The organism is Lactobacillus sp. MRS-253-APC-2B (assembly GCF_012843675.1).
In the GTDB taxonomy this organism is placed as follows: domain Bacteria; phylum Bacillota; class Bacilli; order Lactobacillales; family Lactobacillaceae; genus Limosilactobacillus; species Limosilactobacillus pulli.
Map to the genome: position 1 here is coordinate 31,251 of NZ_JABAFO010000003.1, position 15,576 is coordinate 46,826.

A 15,576-nucleotide genomic window follows, 5' to 3' on the forward strand; every position below is an offset into this window, starting at 1 on the left:
AAACAGCGCTGATCGACAAATGCCGGTCAGGGCTGTTTTTTGGTTGCTATAGATTTGGATCCATTTTAAAGGTTAGCTTGGACAGTTCTGCTCCCTTGGTCAGCAGATCAAACAGGTGTTGGCGGGCACGATCGTTGAAGTGCTTAGCAATATCATGGTTCTGCGAGGTCAGATAGCTGGTTAGACGCTGGCCTTCCAACATACCGACTTGATCGTCAATAGCTTTGATTTTGCGCCTTGCCCAGGCCTGCAGCTCATTTTGATAGTCCAGGTTGTCTTTGGCAAATTCAGCATAATGGCTCTCAACTACGCTTGCCAGTGCTTCATTTAACCAATAGGCACTGCTTAGATCCATCTTGGCTGGAAACTCGCGGTATGAGGCATCGGTATCATTGACATTGGCAAAGAAAGGAACGTAGGCACAAAACGTCGGGACGCCAAATTCGACCCATTGAATGCACTGGGCACCACCATAGGAGTCATTGCGGGCTTGCAGAATATGCGACTGCGCCGTTCGCGAAAGTGCGATGGAACGATAGCGCCGGCGCTGTTCTGGCGTACCGCTCCCCAGTGGATCATAAGGCGTTTCGTTATAGTGCGATTTTAAGACGTATTGAATGTCTTCAACGCTGATTTTATGATCGGGCTTGCGAATAAACGGCATATCGGCTGACTCAGGCGTTTGATCCTCGGTTAGGCTGGGACTTAGATAACGCTGTGCGAACCAGACGCGCGGCGTGTTGTAATGATGATCCTGCTTGGTATTGGTACCAAAGATATGACGAAAGTTCCAACGCTCATCGTCAGGATTCAGGTGATTATTCTCAACAAACAGCCGGATACCATCTGCCCAGGCAAAATTTTTATCATCACCAAAGTCAATGTCTTCAATGGCAATCTGGTTGGCCGCCACGGCATAACAGTCATCAGGGATGCGGACGGCAACCCAATAGTGCCCCGTGGCGATTTCCATGTACCAAACCTCATTTTGATCGATAAACTGGATACCGTTGCCTTCAGCCGCACCATATTTGGTAATTAGGCGACCTAGATATTCAACGCCTTCCCTAGCTGAATGGATATATGGCAGCACCAGTGTCGTCAGTGAGTCTTCGGCCAGACCGTTTTTGACGTATGGATCATAGGCCAGTACTTTGGGATTGGCATAGACGGATTCCGTAGCACTTTCACCGACACCAGCCTCGTTAAAGCCGTCCTCTTCGTTTGGACCCTGGGTTTGATCAACGCTTGGTGTAGATGTGTAGCGCATACCGTCAGCTGGCAGTGGCACGGTTAATTGATTATAGGCCGAGACGTAGGTTGCGTGACGATCTTTAACGGCAGGCTGCACCAAAAAGCGCTTGGGCTCGATTGCCTTGACACGATCCTCGTTGCGCGAGATAAAAGTTGAGCCGTCAGTTGAAGCATGTTTGCCGACCATCATCGACGTGCAGGCTGATTTCTTGAAACGATTCCATGGAGACATTTGCTCTTCGACCTTTCTAATATGAATTTTCCCCATTATAGCGCGTTTGACCTAGAAACGATAAATTATCCAGCTTACCATTTAAACGGCTGAAAAAAGCGCTTAACAGGGCTGTAAAATAATAAAAAGCTGTCTGGCTAAATACCAAACAGCTTTTTGATTAGTCTTCGCGCGAGTAGGTTGCAATATCGTGCAGAATCTCATCCATAAAGGCATCTACGGTCATACCGTTTTGATCCTTTTCACCGTACTTACGAACGGAAACCGAGTTGTTGGCCTGTTCATCATCACCGACAACCAGCGTGTATGGAACTTTTTGCGTTTGGGCTTCACGAATCTTGTAGCCCATCTTTTCGTTCCGGTGATCAACCTTAACCCGAATCTGAGCTGCCTTGAATTTCTTGGCCAGTTCATCAGCGTAGTCGCCATGCTTGTCATCGGAAACTGGGATAATAACGACTTGTTCAGGTGACAGCCAGGTTGGGAAGGCACCCTTGTAGATTTCCGTCAGGTAAGCAACGAAGCGTTCCATCGTGCCGACAACCCCACGGTGAATCATAACTGGACGGTGCTGCTTGCCGTCTTCACCAACATAGTGCAGATCGAACTTTTCAGGCAGCATGAAGTCCAGTTGAATCGTAGACATCGTTTCTTCGTTGCCCAGGGCCGTCTTGGTTTGGATATCCAGCTTTGGACCGTAGAAGGCAGCTTCACCTTCAGCTTCATAGTATTCCAGACCCAGTGAGTCCATAGCAGCCTTCAGCATGGATTGCGAACGTTCCCACATTTCGTCGTTGGCAAAGTACTTTTCCGTGTTCTTAGGGTCACGGTATGACAGACGGAACGTGTAGTCAGTAATGTCAAAGTCCTTGTAAACGTCCATAATCAGCTTCAAAATCTTGGCAAATTCGTCTTGGATCTGGTCCAGAGCAACGAACGTGTGGCCATCGTTAAGCGTCATTTCACGAACCCGTTGCAGACCAGAAAGCGCGCCGGACTTTTCGTAACGGTGCATCATTCCAAGTTCGGCAATCCGCAATGGCAATTCACGGTAGGAACGAATGTGGTGCTTGTAGACTTGAATGTGACTTGGGCAGTTCATTGGCCGTAGTTCGAGCATTTCACCGTCACCCATGTCCATTGGTGGGAACATGTCTTCGCGGTAGTGAGCCCAGTGACCAGAAGTCTTGTAGGCATCCAGGTTCATCAAAACCGGCGTGTAGACGTGTTCATAGCCATCAGCCAGTTCCTTGTCGATGATGTAGCGTTCAATCGTCCGACGAATCGTGGCACCCTTTGGCATCCAGTATGGCAGACCGGCACCAACCTTAGGATCAACAAAGAACAGATCCAACTGGTTACCGATGACACGGTGGTCGCGTTCCTTGGCTTCTTGACGAGCCTTCAGATCGGCTTCCAGATCGTCTTTCTTGTAAAAGGCCGTCCCATAGATCCGCTGTAGCATTGGGTTGGATGACATGCCTTTCCAGTAGGCACCGGCAACGCTGAGCAGCTTGTAGTTTTTGACCAGGTTGGCGTAAACCAGAATTGGAGCACTGGCAACGGCCATTACACCATCCAGATCATACATGGCAACCTTGCCGTCCTTAGCGTTTTCGTTGATCAGTTCAGTTGAGAATGGATCGTCCTTGACGCTAGCCAGGGCATCATCTACGCTGACCTCTTTGAACTCAACCTTGGCTTCTGACTTGGCAATAGACTTGATGGCTGCTTCTAATTGTGGCAGTTCGTCAGCAGAAACCTGCTGTTCATCTTTGTCGGAGTCAACGTAGAAGCCGTCTTCTTCGACCGCATCGGCACCCAGACGAATGCCGGCAAATTCTTTTTGCAGTGCAGCCTTCAGCATCAGAGCGGATAATTGACGCAGGGCGTCCAAACTTTCTTTTGAGTCGCGGTCAATCTTGTTGACTGAGCCATCGACGTTCATAACAGCAACTTGAGCCATGTAAAATCTCTCCTTTGTGGTAATAAAAAACGTCCCTTTGACTGTCTAAGACAATCAAAGGGACGTTGGTTGGTAACATAATCAGCGTGGTTCCACCCTAATTTACGGCGCACTAATGGCGTCGCCTCTTAAGTGTGGTAACGGACACGACCCGACTGACCTTATCTCGGCCAGTGACAATTCAAAAAGGTGGTACGCTGATGTGCTTGGTCAACGGTACTTCCAGCCAAGGTACCGACTCCCTGGATAACCAGCCGCATCAGGCATGTCCTTTGTCATTAGTTTGAATTATATGCACCTGTCTGGATCGTGTCAAGACTGATTTGAAAATCTTGACTATTGAGCACCGCCATCCTGGGTAGGGCCACCGGTGTTGCCGCTGACGGATTCAGAAGGCGTATTGGTATTGGTTGAACTGCTGTTGCCGTTGCTATTGCTACTGTTGCCACTATTGCCAGAGTTACCGTAGTTGCTGCCGCCTTGATAGCTGCTATTGCCATTGCCGGTTGTTTGGTTATTGTTGTTGGCAGTTGTTTGACTGGATGAGCTGGCCGCTGGAGTAGATGATGAATTCGTCGTAGTACTTGGTACGTAATACGAATCCTGATCATTGGTGTCGTAGTTGGCTTCATAAGATGAGCTGGAAGAAGAATGCTTCTTTTTGTGGCTGCTGGACTTCTTTGAGTTGCTGGATTTTTTCTTAGAAGACGTGGAGACGGTCGTATCGCTGGAATTGTCGGTCACGGGATTCTGCTGCTTGACGGCAAAGACGATGACCATGACGATCAAGACTGCTAAAAGGATTCCCAAAGCAATTTTAAAGGGACGATGACCAGGCTTTTTGTTTTTTGGTTGCTTGTTTTTGCCTGATTTAGCGCCTAAGCTGGTCATTTTAGCGGCAGTTGCCTGACCATTGCGCGAGCCCAGTCGATCCTGGCTGCGACTGGAACGAGTGTCATTGCTGATTGGCTGGGAGTTCATGCCAGAGCGCGTACCATTAGTAGTTGGCTGAGCATTAATACTCAGATCGGAATTGCTTTGCGATGAGCGCTTGGCTTGCTTATCTAATTTAAACGTTGGCGCAGCTTCTTTTTTAGCCGTGCGATCAGCTTTTTTATCAAAGAAGAAATGCGTCTTTTTTTCTGGGCGCTTGTTTGGTTGATCGTATAGTTCAACTCGGCTTGGGCGTCGCTTTTCTTTATTATCGTGGTTGTCCAAAATATTCACCTCAAAATTATTTTGGCCGCGCAGTCAGCATAACGCGGCTGATGCCTAAACACAGGATATTATACACCAAAAATACTAAAAACCGTTCGAAGCAAAGCGTTCAAACGGTTTTTTATTGATAAATTAAAATATTTATTTTATTAATCTTGACTAGCTGGCTTTTGATCATCTTTGGATTCCCAAGGATGATGAATGCCTTCTGCAACGAGCCGCTTGTTGCCTTTGTACATGTCGTAGATCGTCCAAGCTAACAGCAATAAGATAGCCACAATGGAGATCCAAGCCAATACATCAGCCGTACCCTTTTGCCAGATGCCAAAGCCTTCGAAAGTACTTGGCAGATTGTAGAGGTTTAGGAATGTCAGCGAAATAACTGACAGCCAACCACAGACCTTAACCCAGCCAGAGTTTTTGAACTCACCCATTTCATCTTTGCTGTCGGTCATCAAAAGCAGTGGCAGCATTGAGAACGGCAAGGCAAAGGCCAAGAAGACCTGTGAGTTTTCCATCAGCATGTTCAACGCAGCGTGTTGCTGAATGGCATTGTCCTTAGCCGTCATCGCCACACACAGCAGTACTGGTACAACGGAGATTAAACGGGTAACCAGCCGCCGAGCCCATAATGGCATCTTCATGTGAACAAAACCTTCCATGATAACCTGACCAGTCAAGGTACCGGTAATCGTAGAATTTTGCCCAGAAGCCAACAGCGCAACTGCAAACAGTGTTGACAGCAGACCGGACTTGGCTACTGAGATCAAAATCGGGTTGCTCAGCATTGACGTGTTGCTTAATGCCTCATACAGACCAAAGAAAGAAGTATCCTTAACCGTACCAGATTTAAATACGGCAACCCCCATAATCAAAAGCAGACAGTTAACCAAGAAGGCAGCTGACAGCTGAATGTTGGAGTCCCAAGCAGTAAAACGGATCGTCTGCTTGATGTCTTCTGCATCAGTATGATCGATTTTACGCGTTTGCGAAATAGCGGAGTGTAAGTAGAGGTTGTGAGGCATTACAGTCGCCCCGATAATCCCCAAAGAGCCAGACAGCGGCGTAATACCCAAGCGTTGTGGTTCAGTTGCTACGGCACCTGCTGAAGGAAGCAGACCGGCAAAAGCAGCGCTCCAGTTTGGATCGGATAGTGCAACTTCATAAACAAAGACGAACAGGATAACTAAAATCAAGCAGACAACAATTGCTTCAATCTTGCGGAAACCGATTTTAGTCAACAGCAGCAGAACTAAGACGTCCAATACTGTGATGAAGACCGCTGGAATCAATGAAATATGGAATAAAAGGTTTAGGGCGATTGCCGCACCAATAACTTCGGCAATATCAGTTGCCATAATTGCAAGCTCGGTCATAATCCACAAAACGATACCGAGCGCCTTCCCTGTACGAGCTCGAATGGCTTGGGCCAAGTCCATTTCACTCACGATCCCAAGTTTGGCAGCCATGTATTGAAGCAGCATCGCAATCAAACTTGAAATCAGGATGGTCGTCATTAAGGTATAACCGAATGCCTGACCACCAGTGATCGAAGTAGACCAGTTACCAGGATCCATGTAGCCGACAGCAACCAATGCGCCAGGTCCGGAATAAGCTAAAAGTGTCTTCCAGAAACCTTTACCTTTAGGAACTTCAACGGTGCCGTTGATTTCTTCAAGTGATTTGCCGTTAGCATACTCGATCAGTTTGTGCTTGCGGCGTTGGTCATTCGTGTTGTTATCCACGGTAAACCCACCTTTCTTAATTGAAAATTTGCATTACCCAATAAAAAACGTTTAATGCAATAAAACACCTTTGTTAGGCTAACATAAAAATTAAAGTCCTGCAATGGAAGAATGCCTATCTAACGGTATTTTACAGCAATTTTACATTGGCAATCAAATGATAGCGATCTTGATATGCTTAATATTGAAACGCTTACGATTTTTTGTCGCGAAAAATTCAAAAAAATTAATCATCAAAAATCAAGCGTTATCATATAGTTAAAACGATCGCTTAATGTCAAACGATTATCAAAAATAGTGATAACCGGTTGACATACGATTGAGACCTGGATTATACTATTGGCAAAATTTAAATTAATGTTTTCACAAAGAAAGAGGTATAAATCAATGAAGGCACTTGTATTACAAGGTATTAAAGATCTTGCCGTTCAAGAATATGACATTCCTGAAATCAAGCCAGATGAAGTTTTGATTCACACGGCCTACGCTGGTATCTGTGGTACTGACAAGGCACTGTACGCTGGTCTGCCGGGTTCTGCTTCTGCAGTTCCACCAATCGTACTTGGCCACGAAAACTCTGGTGTCGTAGCCAAGGTTGGCGATGCCGTTACCAACGTTAAGGTTGGCGACCGCGTAACCGTTGACCCTAACATCTACTGTGGTCAATGCAAGTACTGCCGGACCTCACGCCCTGAACTGTGTGAACACCTGGATGCCGTTGGTGTTACGCGTGACGGTGGTTTTGAAGAATACTTCACGGCGCCAGCCAAGGTTGTCTACCAAGTTCCTGACAATGTTTCCCTGAAGGCTGCAGCCGTTGTAGAGCCAATTTCTTGTGCAATGCACGGTGTTGACCTGTTGACTACGCACCCATACCAAAAAGCACTGGTCTTAGGTGACGGTTTTGAAGGTCAACTGTTTGCTCAAATCCTGAAGGCACGCGGCATTCACGAAGTAACGCTGGCAGGTCGCTCTGATGAAAAGCTGGCTAACAACCGCGAACACTTCGGCGTTAAGACGATCAACACGACCAAGGAAGAAATTCCAGCCGATGCTTTTGACATCGTTGTTGAAGCCGTTGGTCTGCCACAGACGCAAGAACAATGTCTGGCAGCCGCTGCCAAGGGTGCTCAGGTTCTGATGTTTGGTGTTGGTAATCCAGATGCTAAGTTCTCTGTCAACACTTACGACGTTTTCAAGAAGCAGTTGACGATTCAAGGTGCCTTCATCAACCCTTACACGTTTGAAGACTCAATTGCACTGCTGGCTAGCGGCAAGGTTGATCCACTGCCATTGTTCTCTCATGAACTGGCCTTCAATGAAGTAGAAGACTTTGTCAGCGGTAAGCTGGGCAAGGTTTCCAAGGCCGTTGTCAAGGTTGGCGGCGAAGAAGCCTAACTCACTTAGATAAAATGTTCAAAACAGTCGTCAAAATGGCGGCTGTTTTTTATTGTCTAAAGTTGACACGGTGTCACTATCGCGGTATGATCACATAGTAGTTGACACGGTGTCACTTAATTAGGAGGGGGAATTCAGATGCCGACCAGTACTTTTGAAAATTTGAATCATGAAAAACGGCAAAAAATTGAGCAGGCCCTGCTGCATGAGTTTAGTGAGCATTCACTGGCAACGGCACAGGTAGCGCGGATCGTTAAAGAGGCCGAAATTGCTCGTGGCGCATTCTATAAGTATTTTGCCGACTTAAAAGATGCTTATCAGTATCTGTATGCTAAGGCAATGCAGGATATTCACCAAAACGTGGCAACCACGCCGCACCAGTTGATGAGTGCCCAGGACTATTTTGAATGGACGCGTGCATTCGTGCAAAAGGTCCATGGCAGCCGCTATTATGATCTGATCAAGCTTCATCTGCGGTGTAACGAAGGAATACTGCCGATGCATCCAGTTTCGAAAATCCCGGCCTTGCAGTGGACCATCATGACGATCAATCATGCGGCAATCAAGGAGTGCCTGAATTTTCCCGATGAACAGACAATGATTTTACAGCGTTTGTTGCAGGCTCTGCAGCGCTTATTAGAAAACGAAGGTGATAAAAATGTTTCTGGCCGTTAAGGAAATTCGTCATGAGAAGTTAAGATATGGCCTGATTATTGGCATGATTGTCTTGATCGGCTACTTGATGTTTATGCTGATGGGCATGATGCTGGGGCTGGCTAATGAAAATACGGCTGCGATCGATTCGTGGGACGCCAAGAGCGTGGTTTTAAACAAGAATTCCAATATCAATCTGAGTCAGTCGCTGATCGCCAAGCGGGATCTGCCTAAGCTAAACGATCATCAGGCATTAGTCGGGCAGACGCCGGCAGTGATTGAAAGAGCCAAGGGAACGACCGACAAGCAGACGATTCAGTTTGTTGGCCTGGACCGCTCGCAGTTTATCTACCAAAAGAAACTGAAGCTCAGCAGTGGTCACAAGCCGCATGACAAAAATCAGGTCGTGCTCGATGAAGGATTAAAGAGCAAAGGCTATCGGTTGGGCGATCAGATCACGCTTAACGGCAGTACGCAAAAATATCGTGTTGTGGGTTTTGCTAAAGATGCCAAGTTGAATATTGCTTCAGTAGTCTACGGCAGCCTGTCAATCTGGCAGACCCTTAAAGGAACGGGGGATCAGTTCGCGGCTAGCGGAATTTTTTCTGATCAGAAGCAGACGGTCAAAAACAAAAATCTCAAGCAATACTCAATCGGTACCTTTATTGACAAATTGCCTGGATATGCAGCGCAGAACATGACATTTGAGTTTATGATCGCCTTTTTGATGGTGATTTCGCTGATCGTTATCACCGTTTTCTTATATATTCTGACGATGCAAAAGATTCCCAACTATGCAGTCCTAAGAGCACAGGGAATCCCAGCAGCCTATCTGATCGGGGCAACGATTGATCAGGCTGTGGTTTTGATGGTCAGCGGTACGCTTGGCGCCTTGCTGCTGATGATTGCTTCCAAGGCAGTTATGCCAAGCTCGGTACCAATGCTGATCAACTGGCCACTGACTGGGATCCTGAGTCTGGCATTGGTCGTTTTGGGCGTTGCCGGTTCATTGCTGCCGGTCCGCATGATCAGTCGAATTGACCCATTAGATGCAATGAGATAGAGGTGAGCAGGATGACGGCAATTGAATTAAAAAATATTAACAAAGACTATGGGACTGGCATCAGTAAGGTTCAGGTGCTTTCAGACGTCAGCTTCAAAGCACACAGCGGCGAACTAAGCTTGGTTTTAGGGCCCTCTGGATCAGGCAAGAGTACTTTTCTGACGATTGCTGGTGGTCTGCAACGGCCAACCAGCGGCCAGGTATTGATTGATGGCCAAGATATCAGTCAATTTTCAGAAAAGCAGCGAGATGAGATTCGCTTAAATCAAATCGGTTTTGTGCTTCAGTCTTACAATCTGCTTTCCTATCTGAGTGTTGCGGATCAATTTGCCTTGGTTGATCGTGTTCATAGAGGAAACCTTAGTTCGGATCGGCTGGAAAAACTGTTGCAGGAACTGGGTATCGATCAGCTTGTCAATAAATATCCCGATGAGCTTTCGGGAGGACAGAATCAGCGAGTCGCTATTGCTCGGGCGCTGTATACCGATCCAGCAATTATCCTGGCTGATGAACCAACAGCTGCTTTAGACAGTGAGCGGGTCAAGGTCGTAGGGCGCTTGATGAAGGAAATGGCAAAGCGGTATGACAAGGCAGTGGTCGTTGTCACGCACGATTTGCGGTTAAAGGATTTTGCCGATCGCATCTATCAGATCATGGATGGCAAGATGACTGAGCAGCTGCTGAATGCTTAGATAACTGCTAATTTTATGCTAAAACGCATTATGCCGGTCAACAACTGGAGTAATGCGTTTTTGATTTTAAGGATGATAAGAATAATTGCCCGAATAGACTGGATCTTTTACAATTTGAGAGACAGCTTTTGAAGATAATAAAGTATAAGGAGTTTTTTATGGCATATTTGGAGCTTCATGATATCCATAAGTCATATTTCCTGGGAAAAGAAGAGTTTCCGGTTCTGAAAGGAATCGATCTTGAATTTGAACGGGGAGAATTTGTCTCAATCCTTGGGGAATCGGGGGGCGGCAAATCGACGCTGATGAACATCATTGGCGGCTTGGATCGTGAATTTGATGGTGAAGTCATTGTTGATGGTCAAAAATTGGATCATCGGCAGGAAAAACAGATGGATAACTACCGGCGGGCGACGATTGGCTATATTTATCAAGCCTATAATTTGATCACGCATCTGACGGTTTTGGAAAACGTGCTGATTTCTTTGGATATGACGGATCTATCAGCAGAAGAACGAAAAAAACGCGCTGTGTCTTTATTGGAACAGGTTGGGTTGAAAGACCAGCTGCGTAAGTATCCACATCAGCTTTCCGGTGGGCAAAAACAGCGAGTTGCGATTGCCAGAGCCTTAGCCAGTGATCCACAAGTCATTATTGCTGATGAACCAACCGGGGCCTTGGATCGTCAAAATACGCAAGAAGTTCTGGAGCTGCTGGATGGCATCGCCAAAGATGGTAAGCTCGTCATTGCGGTAACTCACTCGCAAGACGTTGCCAATCATGGAACACGGATCGTGCATCTGGCAGATGGCAAAATCGATGGTGATCAGCGGCTGCGACCGGCCTATGTGCTGCCAAAAAGTCCTACGCATCTTAATTCGCGACCGCTGCCAGCATTAGCCAGTTTTAAAACGGCCTTTAAACATTTTAAATATAACTTTTGGCGCAATTCACTGATCATGCTGGGAACGGCAATCGGTCTGTTTGCAGTGCTTCTTTTCAGTGGCCTGGGCAATGGCGTTAATGGCTATATTGAAAATCAGATCAATTCGTTGGCCAATCCGCAGGTCATTACGGTTCTGCGCAATACCAGCGGTAAAAAAATGAATCAAGATCAGCTGCAGGCCTCGATGCAGAACATGGCAGCCAATCCGCAGGCAATGTTTTTAAAGACTCAGGATTTGAACCGCTTGAAAAACATTACTGGAGTTGCAAAAGTTCAGCCAGGCTACTCGATCGCTGCTTATAAGATCACTTATCAAAACAAGATTCAAAGTGGGACCAGTCTAAACAGCTGGAGCAAGGCCTACACTACCCATTCCATCAAAAAAGGTCACGTACCGCATGCCAACCAGATCATTTTAAACAAGCAGCAGGCCATTCAATTAGCAGGAGCCAAGCATTATCAACGCTTGCTTAATCAAAACGTAACGATCACGTTTAACTGGGTTAATACTGCTGGTCAGCCGACGCAGTCAACGCGAACGGTTAAGGTAGTTGGCTTTACGTCTGGAGTTTCGGCGACTACAGCGATGAGCTATCAAACCATCAAGAGCATGCTTACCGAAAGTGGAGCATCTACGCAGCCAAACTATGCCGCGGTTAGCGTCAAGTCGTTGAATCAGGTTGACAAAGTAGCTGATAAAATCAATGATCTGCGTGATGCCAAGACCAATAAGCGCATCTTGGGCGCAATTACGGTTGGTTCTATGCTCAAGACCGTCAATACCTATGTTCAGCTGGCTACGATCGTTTTAGCTGCAATTGCTGGCATCTCGTTGTTGGTATCGGCCTTGATGATCATTGTAACGATGTATATGTCGGTTTCGGAACGAACCAAGGAGATCGGCGTGCTGCGAGCGCTTGGGGAGCGCAAGGTAGACATCAGACGTCTGTTTACGGCTGAGTCACTGTTCATCGGCTTTTTTGCGGCAATTCTGGCGCTGGTGCTGGCCTATGGTGCTGAACTGATCCTGAATCATGGGCTGTACCATTTGATTAAATACAATATCGTACAGATTTCGCTTGGCAACGTTTTGTTTGCCTTTGCAAGCGCCCTGCTGATTGCCTTTTTAGCCGCTTTGATGCCGGCCAAACGAGCTGCCAAATTAAATCCGATCAAGGCATTGGCTGCCGATTGATTGCATAATATGCAGCTGTGATTAAAAAAGCTCAATAAAAAACGATGAGCTGCTTTTAAGTGTTGGCAATTCATAGTATGATAAGAGCAATGAATTATTATGCATGCTGGAGGTAAACAATGGATCGAAAAGAAAGACGCCAACTGATTCAAGAACTGGTAACGCAGCAGCGGATCAATACGCAGCATGACCTGCTTGCAATGCTGGCTGAGCATGGCATTGATGCTACCCAGGCTACGATTTCGCGAGATATTCATGCGCTAAACATCGTCAAGGTTAGTGACCAGCATGGGCATACTTACTATTCGATTTTGCATACTCATGCGGATGAATATCAGCGCCTCTTCGATGGGATCAGCCATAACGTGGAAAAAGTCACCAACGTCCAATTCATCAATGTCATTCAAACGACATTGAACTCCAATTATGCAACCGTGCTGGCAGGCTTGTTCGACAATGCTCAGCTGCCTGAGGTTGTCGGTACGCTGGCCGGTAACGACACGCTTTTAACCATCAGCAAAAACAATGAGGATGCCCAGGCCATCAATCGCTTGATCAAAGAGCACATGACTGAAGACTAAAGCAAAAGCGCACCGGATTATTTTCGGTGCGCTTTTTTATGACGATTTAACGATCTTTTCGGCATGACTAACCACATCGGCAATCAAGGTCATAACCTTGGGATCTTGTAAATGATAGATGATGGTCTTGCCATGCCGAACCTGCTTGACCAGTCCATATTTGCGCAGCAGCTGCAGCTGATGGGAAACGGCTGATTGCTCCCAGTTCAGTGCTTTACTGATTTCAGAGACGCTCATTGAATGCTGAATCAGCAAATACAGCAGCTGTAGTCGTTTAGGATGTCCCAAAAGCTTAAATAAACGACTGATCTCATCCAGGTCTTCGATTTCCATTGAACGGTAATTGATCACGACACCACTTACTTTCTCGGTAACGAATATTTAAACGTTATGCTTTCAATAATAGGTCGTTGCCATTTAAATTTCAAGCAGCGCGAAACGGTGTGTTAAGCGCTAAAATGATTTTGATAAAACAGCCAGTCGGAGATGAATCCGACTGGCTGTTAAGTGTAAATGCGATGAATTACAGGCTCAGCTTCTGGCCAACGAAAATGACGTTTGGATCGCTGATGCCGTTTTGCTTGGCCAATGTCCGCCAGTTCAAGCCATTAGCCAAAGCGATGCCGTAAAGCGTGTCGCCGGACTTGACCGTGTAGCTGCCGCTGCTGGTTGAAGAAACAGTTTGAGAGCTGGCGGCGGTTACAGTCGCGCTGACCTTGATTACCTGACCCACATAAATGTCATTTGGGTTACTGATGCTGTTGGCTGATGCCAGTGCCTGATAGGTGGTACCGTATTTGGCAGCGATGGCAGACAGCGTATCACCAGCCTTAACCGTGTAGGAAGAGGCAGTCGTTACAGTGTTGTTTGCAGAAGAACTGGTTGAACTGCTGGTCGAGGCATTTGAGCTGACTTTAAGTACTTGACCGACATAAATCAGGTTTGGATTGCTCAGTGAATTCAGTGAAGCCAGCGTGCTGCTGGAAGTACTGTAGCGAGATGCAATGGCAGACAGCGTATCACCAGCTTTAACGGTATACGTACCAGCAGTCGTTGCAGCGGTTGATGACGATGTTGCCGATGACGAATTGGTTGTCTGGTTGTTTTTAAGCTTCAAGACTTGACCAACGTAGATCAGATTTGGATTGCTCAACTGATTAAGCGAAACAATCTGGTTAACCGTCGTATTATGTTGGCTGGCAATGGTAGACAGCGTGTCGCCTGATTTAACGGTGTAGCTGGCAGCTGATGCATCCGTATTCGTTGCAGCAGAACTGGACTGACTGGAAGAGCTGGAGTTTGAGCTGCTGTTTTGGTTAACCAACAGACGCTGTCCAACATAAATCAGGTTCGGGTTGGAAATGCTGTTCAATTGTGCCAGCTTGCTGGAAGTCGTGGAGAACTTCAAGGCAATTCCAGACAGCGTGTCGCCGCTTTGAACGGTGTAGTAGCCTTTGGAGCTGTCGGCATTGCCGCTGTTAGAGTAATTATAGTCATTCTTGTTGTTGATAACGGGCTGCTTGCCGGAAAAGGCAATGTTATCAAGCTGAGTCAGATTGTACATTTCCACCAGCTTAATCAAAGATGAGGCATACGATGGATCGGTAGCATAGCCATCTGCCTGCAGCTTGCGTGCTACGCTGGTGTAGGACTGGTCGCCCAGCAGGTTGGCATAACGACTGTTGCTGTACAAGAAGTTGCCGTGATCCTCAACTGATTCGGAGTTGTTGGCATACTTGCGGAAGTTGTCGTATATGTAGTAGCTTTGACCATTGTAGACCTCACGTGTCTGCATCGTAACATATTGACCATTATAGCTGCCTTTGATCCCAAACAGGTTGTGGGCTGAAGTAGAAAGACCAGACTGCCCCCAGCCACTTTCTAAAATTGCTTGGGCAACGGTAACGGAAGGTAAAACGCCATACTTGGTCCAACCATTGATCGCGCCTTGCGCAACGCTTTCGATAAAGTTTTGCGACTTGGCATTGCTGCTGAAGTAAAGCGAACTCAGGTCAACTTGATTGCTTTGAGTACTTGCACTGGCTGCAGCCAGAGTCGTCGTTGCAGCAGACGCGGCTACTTGACTGGCAGTAGATTCGGCAGTGCTTGACTGGCTGGTAGCGGTACTTTGGACTGCGGTACTTGAGCTGGCACTGTTAGCAGATACAGCAGCAGATTCGGCCTGAACTGCGGTGCTGGCAACAGCGCTGGCAGTTGATGCAGTGTTTGTTTCAGTGGTGTTTTGTGAGGCAGTACTTTGAACGTCTGCTTCATTAACCTGACTGGCAGCGGCACTGGCTTGACTAGCTTGCGAGCTGGCAGCTGTAGCGCTGTCGTCAGCTTCCTGGCTGGCATCAGAACCGTTGGCATTGCCAGAAACGGTAATCTGATGCGTGGTCTGGTCGGTCTTTTGATCGGCATGGGCAACCGAGGCGCCCGCCGTCAGCATGGTTAAAGCGGCGATACTGGCAAAGACCCATTGTCGGCCGCTCTTGTACATCTTATAATGCTGATGTGTTTCGTCGATGATTGGATTTTTCATACGTGAGCATACTCCTTTAAAAACTAGCTGATCAGTGGTTAAGTCGGCTATATATGTTAGAATTTATATTTTTTAATAATTCGTTAAGAA

The 15,576-nt window shown here is 46.9% G+C and carries 12 protein-coding genes; 6 read left to right on the forward strand and 6 right to left on the reverse strand.

From position 1 onward, the window contains the following. Positions 1–46: 46 nt before the first annotated feature. From HF864_RS02695 to HF864_RS02710, 4 genes are all read right to left on the reverse strand, one after another. Complete coding sequence (locus HF864_RS02695; RefSeq protein ID WP_169461578.1) at positions 47–1,486, reverse strand: C69 family dipeptidase; 1,440 nt, start codon at positions 1,484–1,486, stop codon at positions 47–49. 160 nt (positions 1,487–1,646) lie between these two features. Continuing rightward, positions 1,647–3,452 carry a threonine--tRNA ligase gene (thrS, locus tag HF864_RS02700; protein WP_169461579.1) on the reverse strand — a complete coding sequence of 602 codons (1,806 nt, stop codon included), beginning with the start codon at positions 3,450–3,452 and terminating at the stop codon, positions 1,647–1,649. 336 nt (positions 3,453–3,788) lie between these two features. Further along, a complete protein-coding gene (locus HF864_RS02705; protein ID WP_169461580.1) occupies positions 3,789–4,670 on the reverse strand; it encodes a hypothetical protein in 882 nt (293 codons plus the stop codon). Positions 4,671–4,819: 149 nt separating this feature from the next. Continuing rightward, positions 4,820–6,415 (reverse strand): Nramp family divalent metal transporter, encoded by a 1,596-nt coding sequence (locus tag HF864_RS02710; protein ID WP_346774604.1) that lies wholly within the window; start codon positions 6,413–6,415, stop codon positions 4,820–4,822. 387 nt (positions 6,416–6,802) lie between these two features. On the opposite strand from HF864_RS02710, the gene HF864_RS02715 reads away from it, so the two are divergent. The 6 genes from HF864_RS02715 (at position 6,803) to HF864_RS02740 (ending at position 12,944) form a co-directional block, all read left to right on the forward strand. Continuing rightward, complete coding sequence (locus tag HF864_RS02715; RefSeq protein ID WP_169461581.1) at positions 6,803–7,813, forward strand: zinc-dependent alcohol dehydrogenase family protein; 1,011 nt, start codon at positions 6,803–6,805, stop codon at positions 7,811–7,813. A 138-nt stretch (positions 7,814–7,951) separates the two neighbouring features. Continuing rightward, positions 7,952–8,488 (forward strand): TetR/AcrR family transcriptional regulator, encoded by a 537-nt coding sequence (locus HF864_RS02720; protein WP_169461582.1) that lies wholly within the window; start codon positions 7,952–7,954, stop codon positions 8,486–8,488. After that, positions 8,472–9,530, forward strand: a complete 1,059-nt coding sequence (locus HF864_RS02725; protein ID WP_169461583.1) for an ABC transporter permease — start codon at positions 8,472–8,474, stop codon at positions 9,528–9,530. Before HF864_RS02720 ends, HF864_RS02725 begins: the two co-directional genes overlap by 17 nt. Positions 9,531–9,541: 11 nt before the next feature. Further along, a complete protein-coding gene (locus HF864_RS02730) occupies positions 9,542–10,222 on the forward strand; it encodes an ABC transporter ATP-binding protein (protein WP_169461584.1) in 681 nt (226 codons plus the stop codon). Between the two features lie 158 nt (positions 10,223–10,380). Next, on the forward strand, positions 10,381–12,363 hold the full coding sequence (locus HF864_RS02735; protein WP_169461585.1) for an ABC transporter ATP-binding protein/permease: 1,983 nt from the start codon (positions 10,381–10,383) through the stop codon (positions 12,361–12,363). Positions 12,364–12,482: 119 nt separating this feature from the next. Further along, a complete protein-coding gene (locus HF864_RS02740) occupies positions 12,483–12,944 on the forward strand; it encodes an arginine repressor (protein WP_006500851.1) in 462 nt (153 codons plus the stop codon). Between the two features lie 36 nt (positions 12,945–12,980). Here the strand turns inward: HF864_RS02740 and HF864_RS02745 are convergent, their stop codons facing one another. Together HF864_RS02745 and HF864_RS02750 are read right to left on the reverse strand one after the other, a co-directional pair. Then, positions 12,981–13,277 (reverse strand): metalloregulator ArsR/SmtB family transcription factor, encoded by a 297-nt coding sequence (locus HF864_RS02745; protein WP_169461672.1) that lies wholly within the window; start codon positions 13,275–13,277, stop codon positions 12,981–12,983. Positions 13,278–13,467: 190 nt separating this feature from the next. Further along, positions 13,468–15,486 (reverse strand): LysM peptidoglycan-binding domain-containing protein, encoded by a 2,019-nt coding sequence (locus HF864_RS02750; RefSeq protein WP_169461586.1) that lies wholly within the window; start codon positions 15,484–15,486, stop codon positions 13,468–13,470. Between the last annotated feature and the right edge of the window lie 90 nt (positions 15,487–15,576).

What these genes read in the sequence shown, in the direction of transcription:
- HF864_RS02695 (WP_169461578.1), bottom strand. Translation starts at nt 1,486, where the DNA reads ATGTCTCCATGGAATCGTTTCAAGAAATCAGCCTGCACGTCGATGATG.
- thrS (WP_169461579.1), bottom strand. Translation starts at nt 3,452, where the DNA reads ATGGCTCAAGTTGCTGTTATGAACGTCGATGGCTCAGTCAACAAGATT.
- HF864_RS02715 (WP_169461581.1), top strand. Translation starts at nt 6,803, where the DNA reads ATGAAGGCACTTGTATTACAAGGTATTAAAGATCTTGCCGTTCAAGAA.
- HF864_RS02720 (WP_169461582.1), top strand. Translation starts at nt 7,952, where the DNA reads ATGCCGACCAGTACTTTTGAAAATTTGAATCATGAAAAACGGCAAAAA.
- HF864_RS02725 (WP_169461583.1), top strand. Translation starts at nt 8,472, where the DNA reads ATGTTTCTGGCCGTTAAGGAAATTCGTCATGAGAAGTTAAGATATGGC.
- HF864_RS02730 (WP_169461584.1), top strand. Translation starts at nt 9,542, where the DNA reads ATGACGGCAATTGAATTAAAAAATATTAACAAAGACTATGGGACTGGC.
- HF864_RS02735 (WP_169461585.1), top strand. Translation starts at nt 10,381, where the DNA reads ATGGCATATTTGGAGCTTCATGATATCCATAAGTCATATTTCCTGGGA.
- HF864_RS02740 (WP_006500851.1), top strand. Translation starts at nt 12,483, where the DNA reads ATGGATCGAAAAGAAAGACGCCAACTGATTCAAGAACTGGTAACGCAG.
- HF864_RS02745 (WP_169461672.1), bottom strand. Translation starts at nt 13,277, where the DNA reads ATGGAAATCGAAGACCTGGATGAGATCAGTCGTTTATTTAAGCTTTTG.
- HF864_RS02750 (WP_169461586.1), bottom strand. Translation starts at nt 15,486, where the DNA reads ATGAAAAATCCAATCATCGACGAAACACATCAGCATTATAAGATGTAC.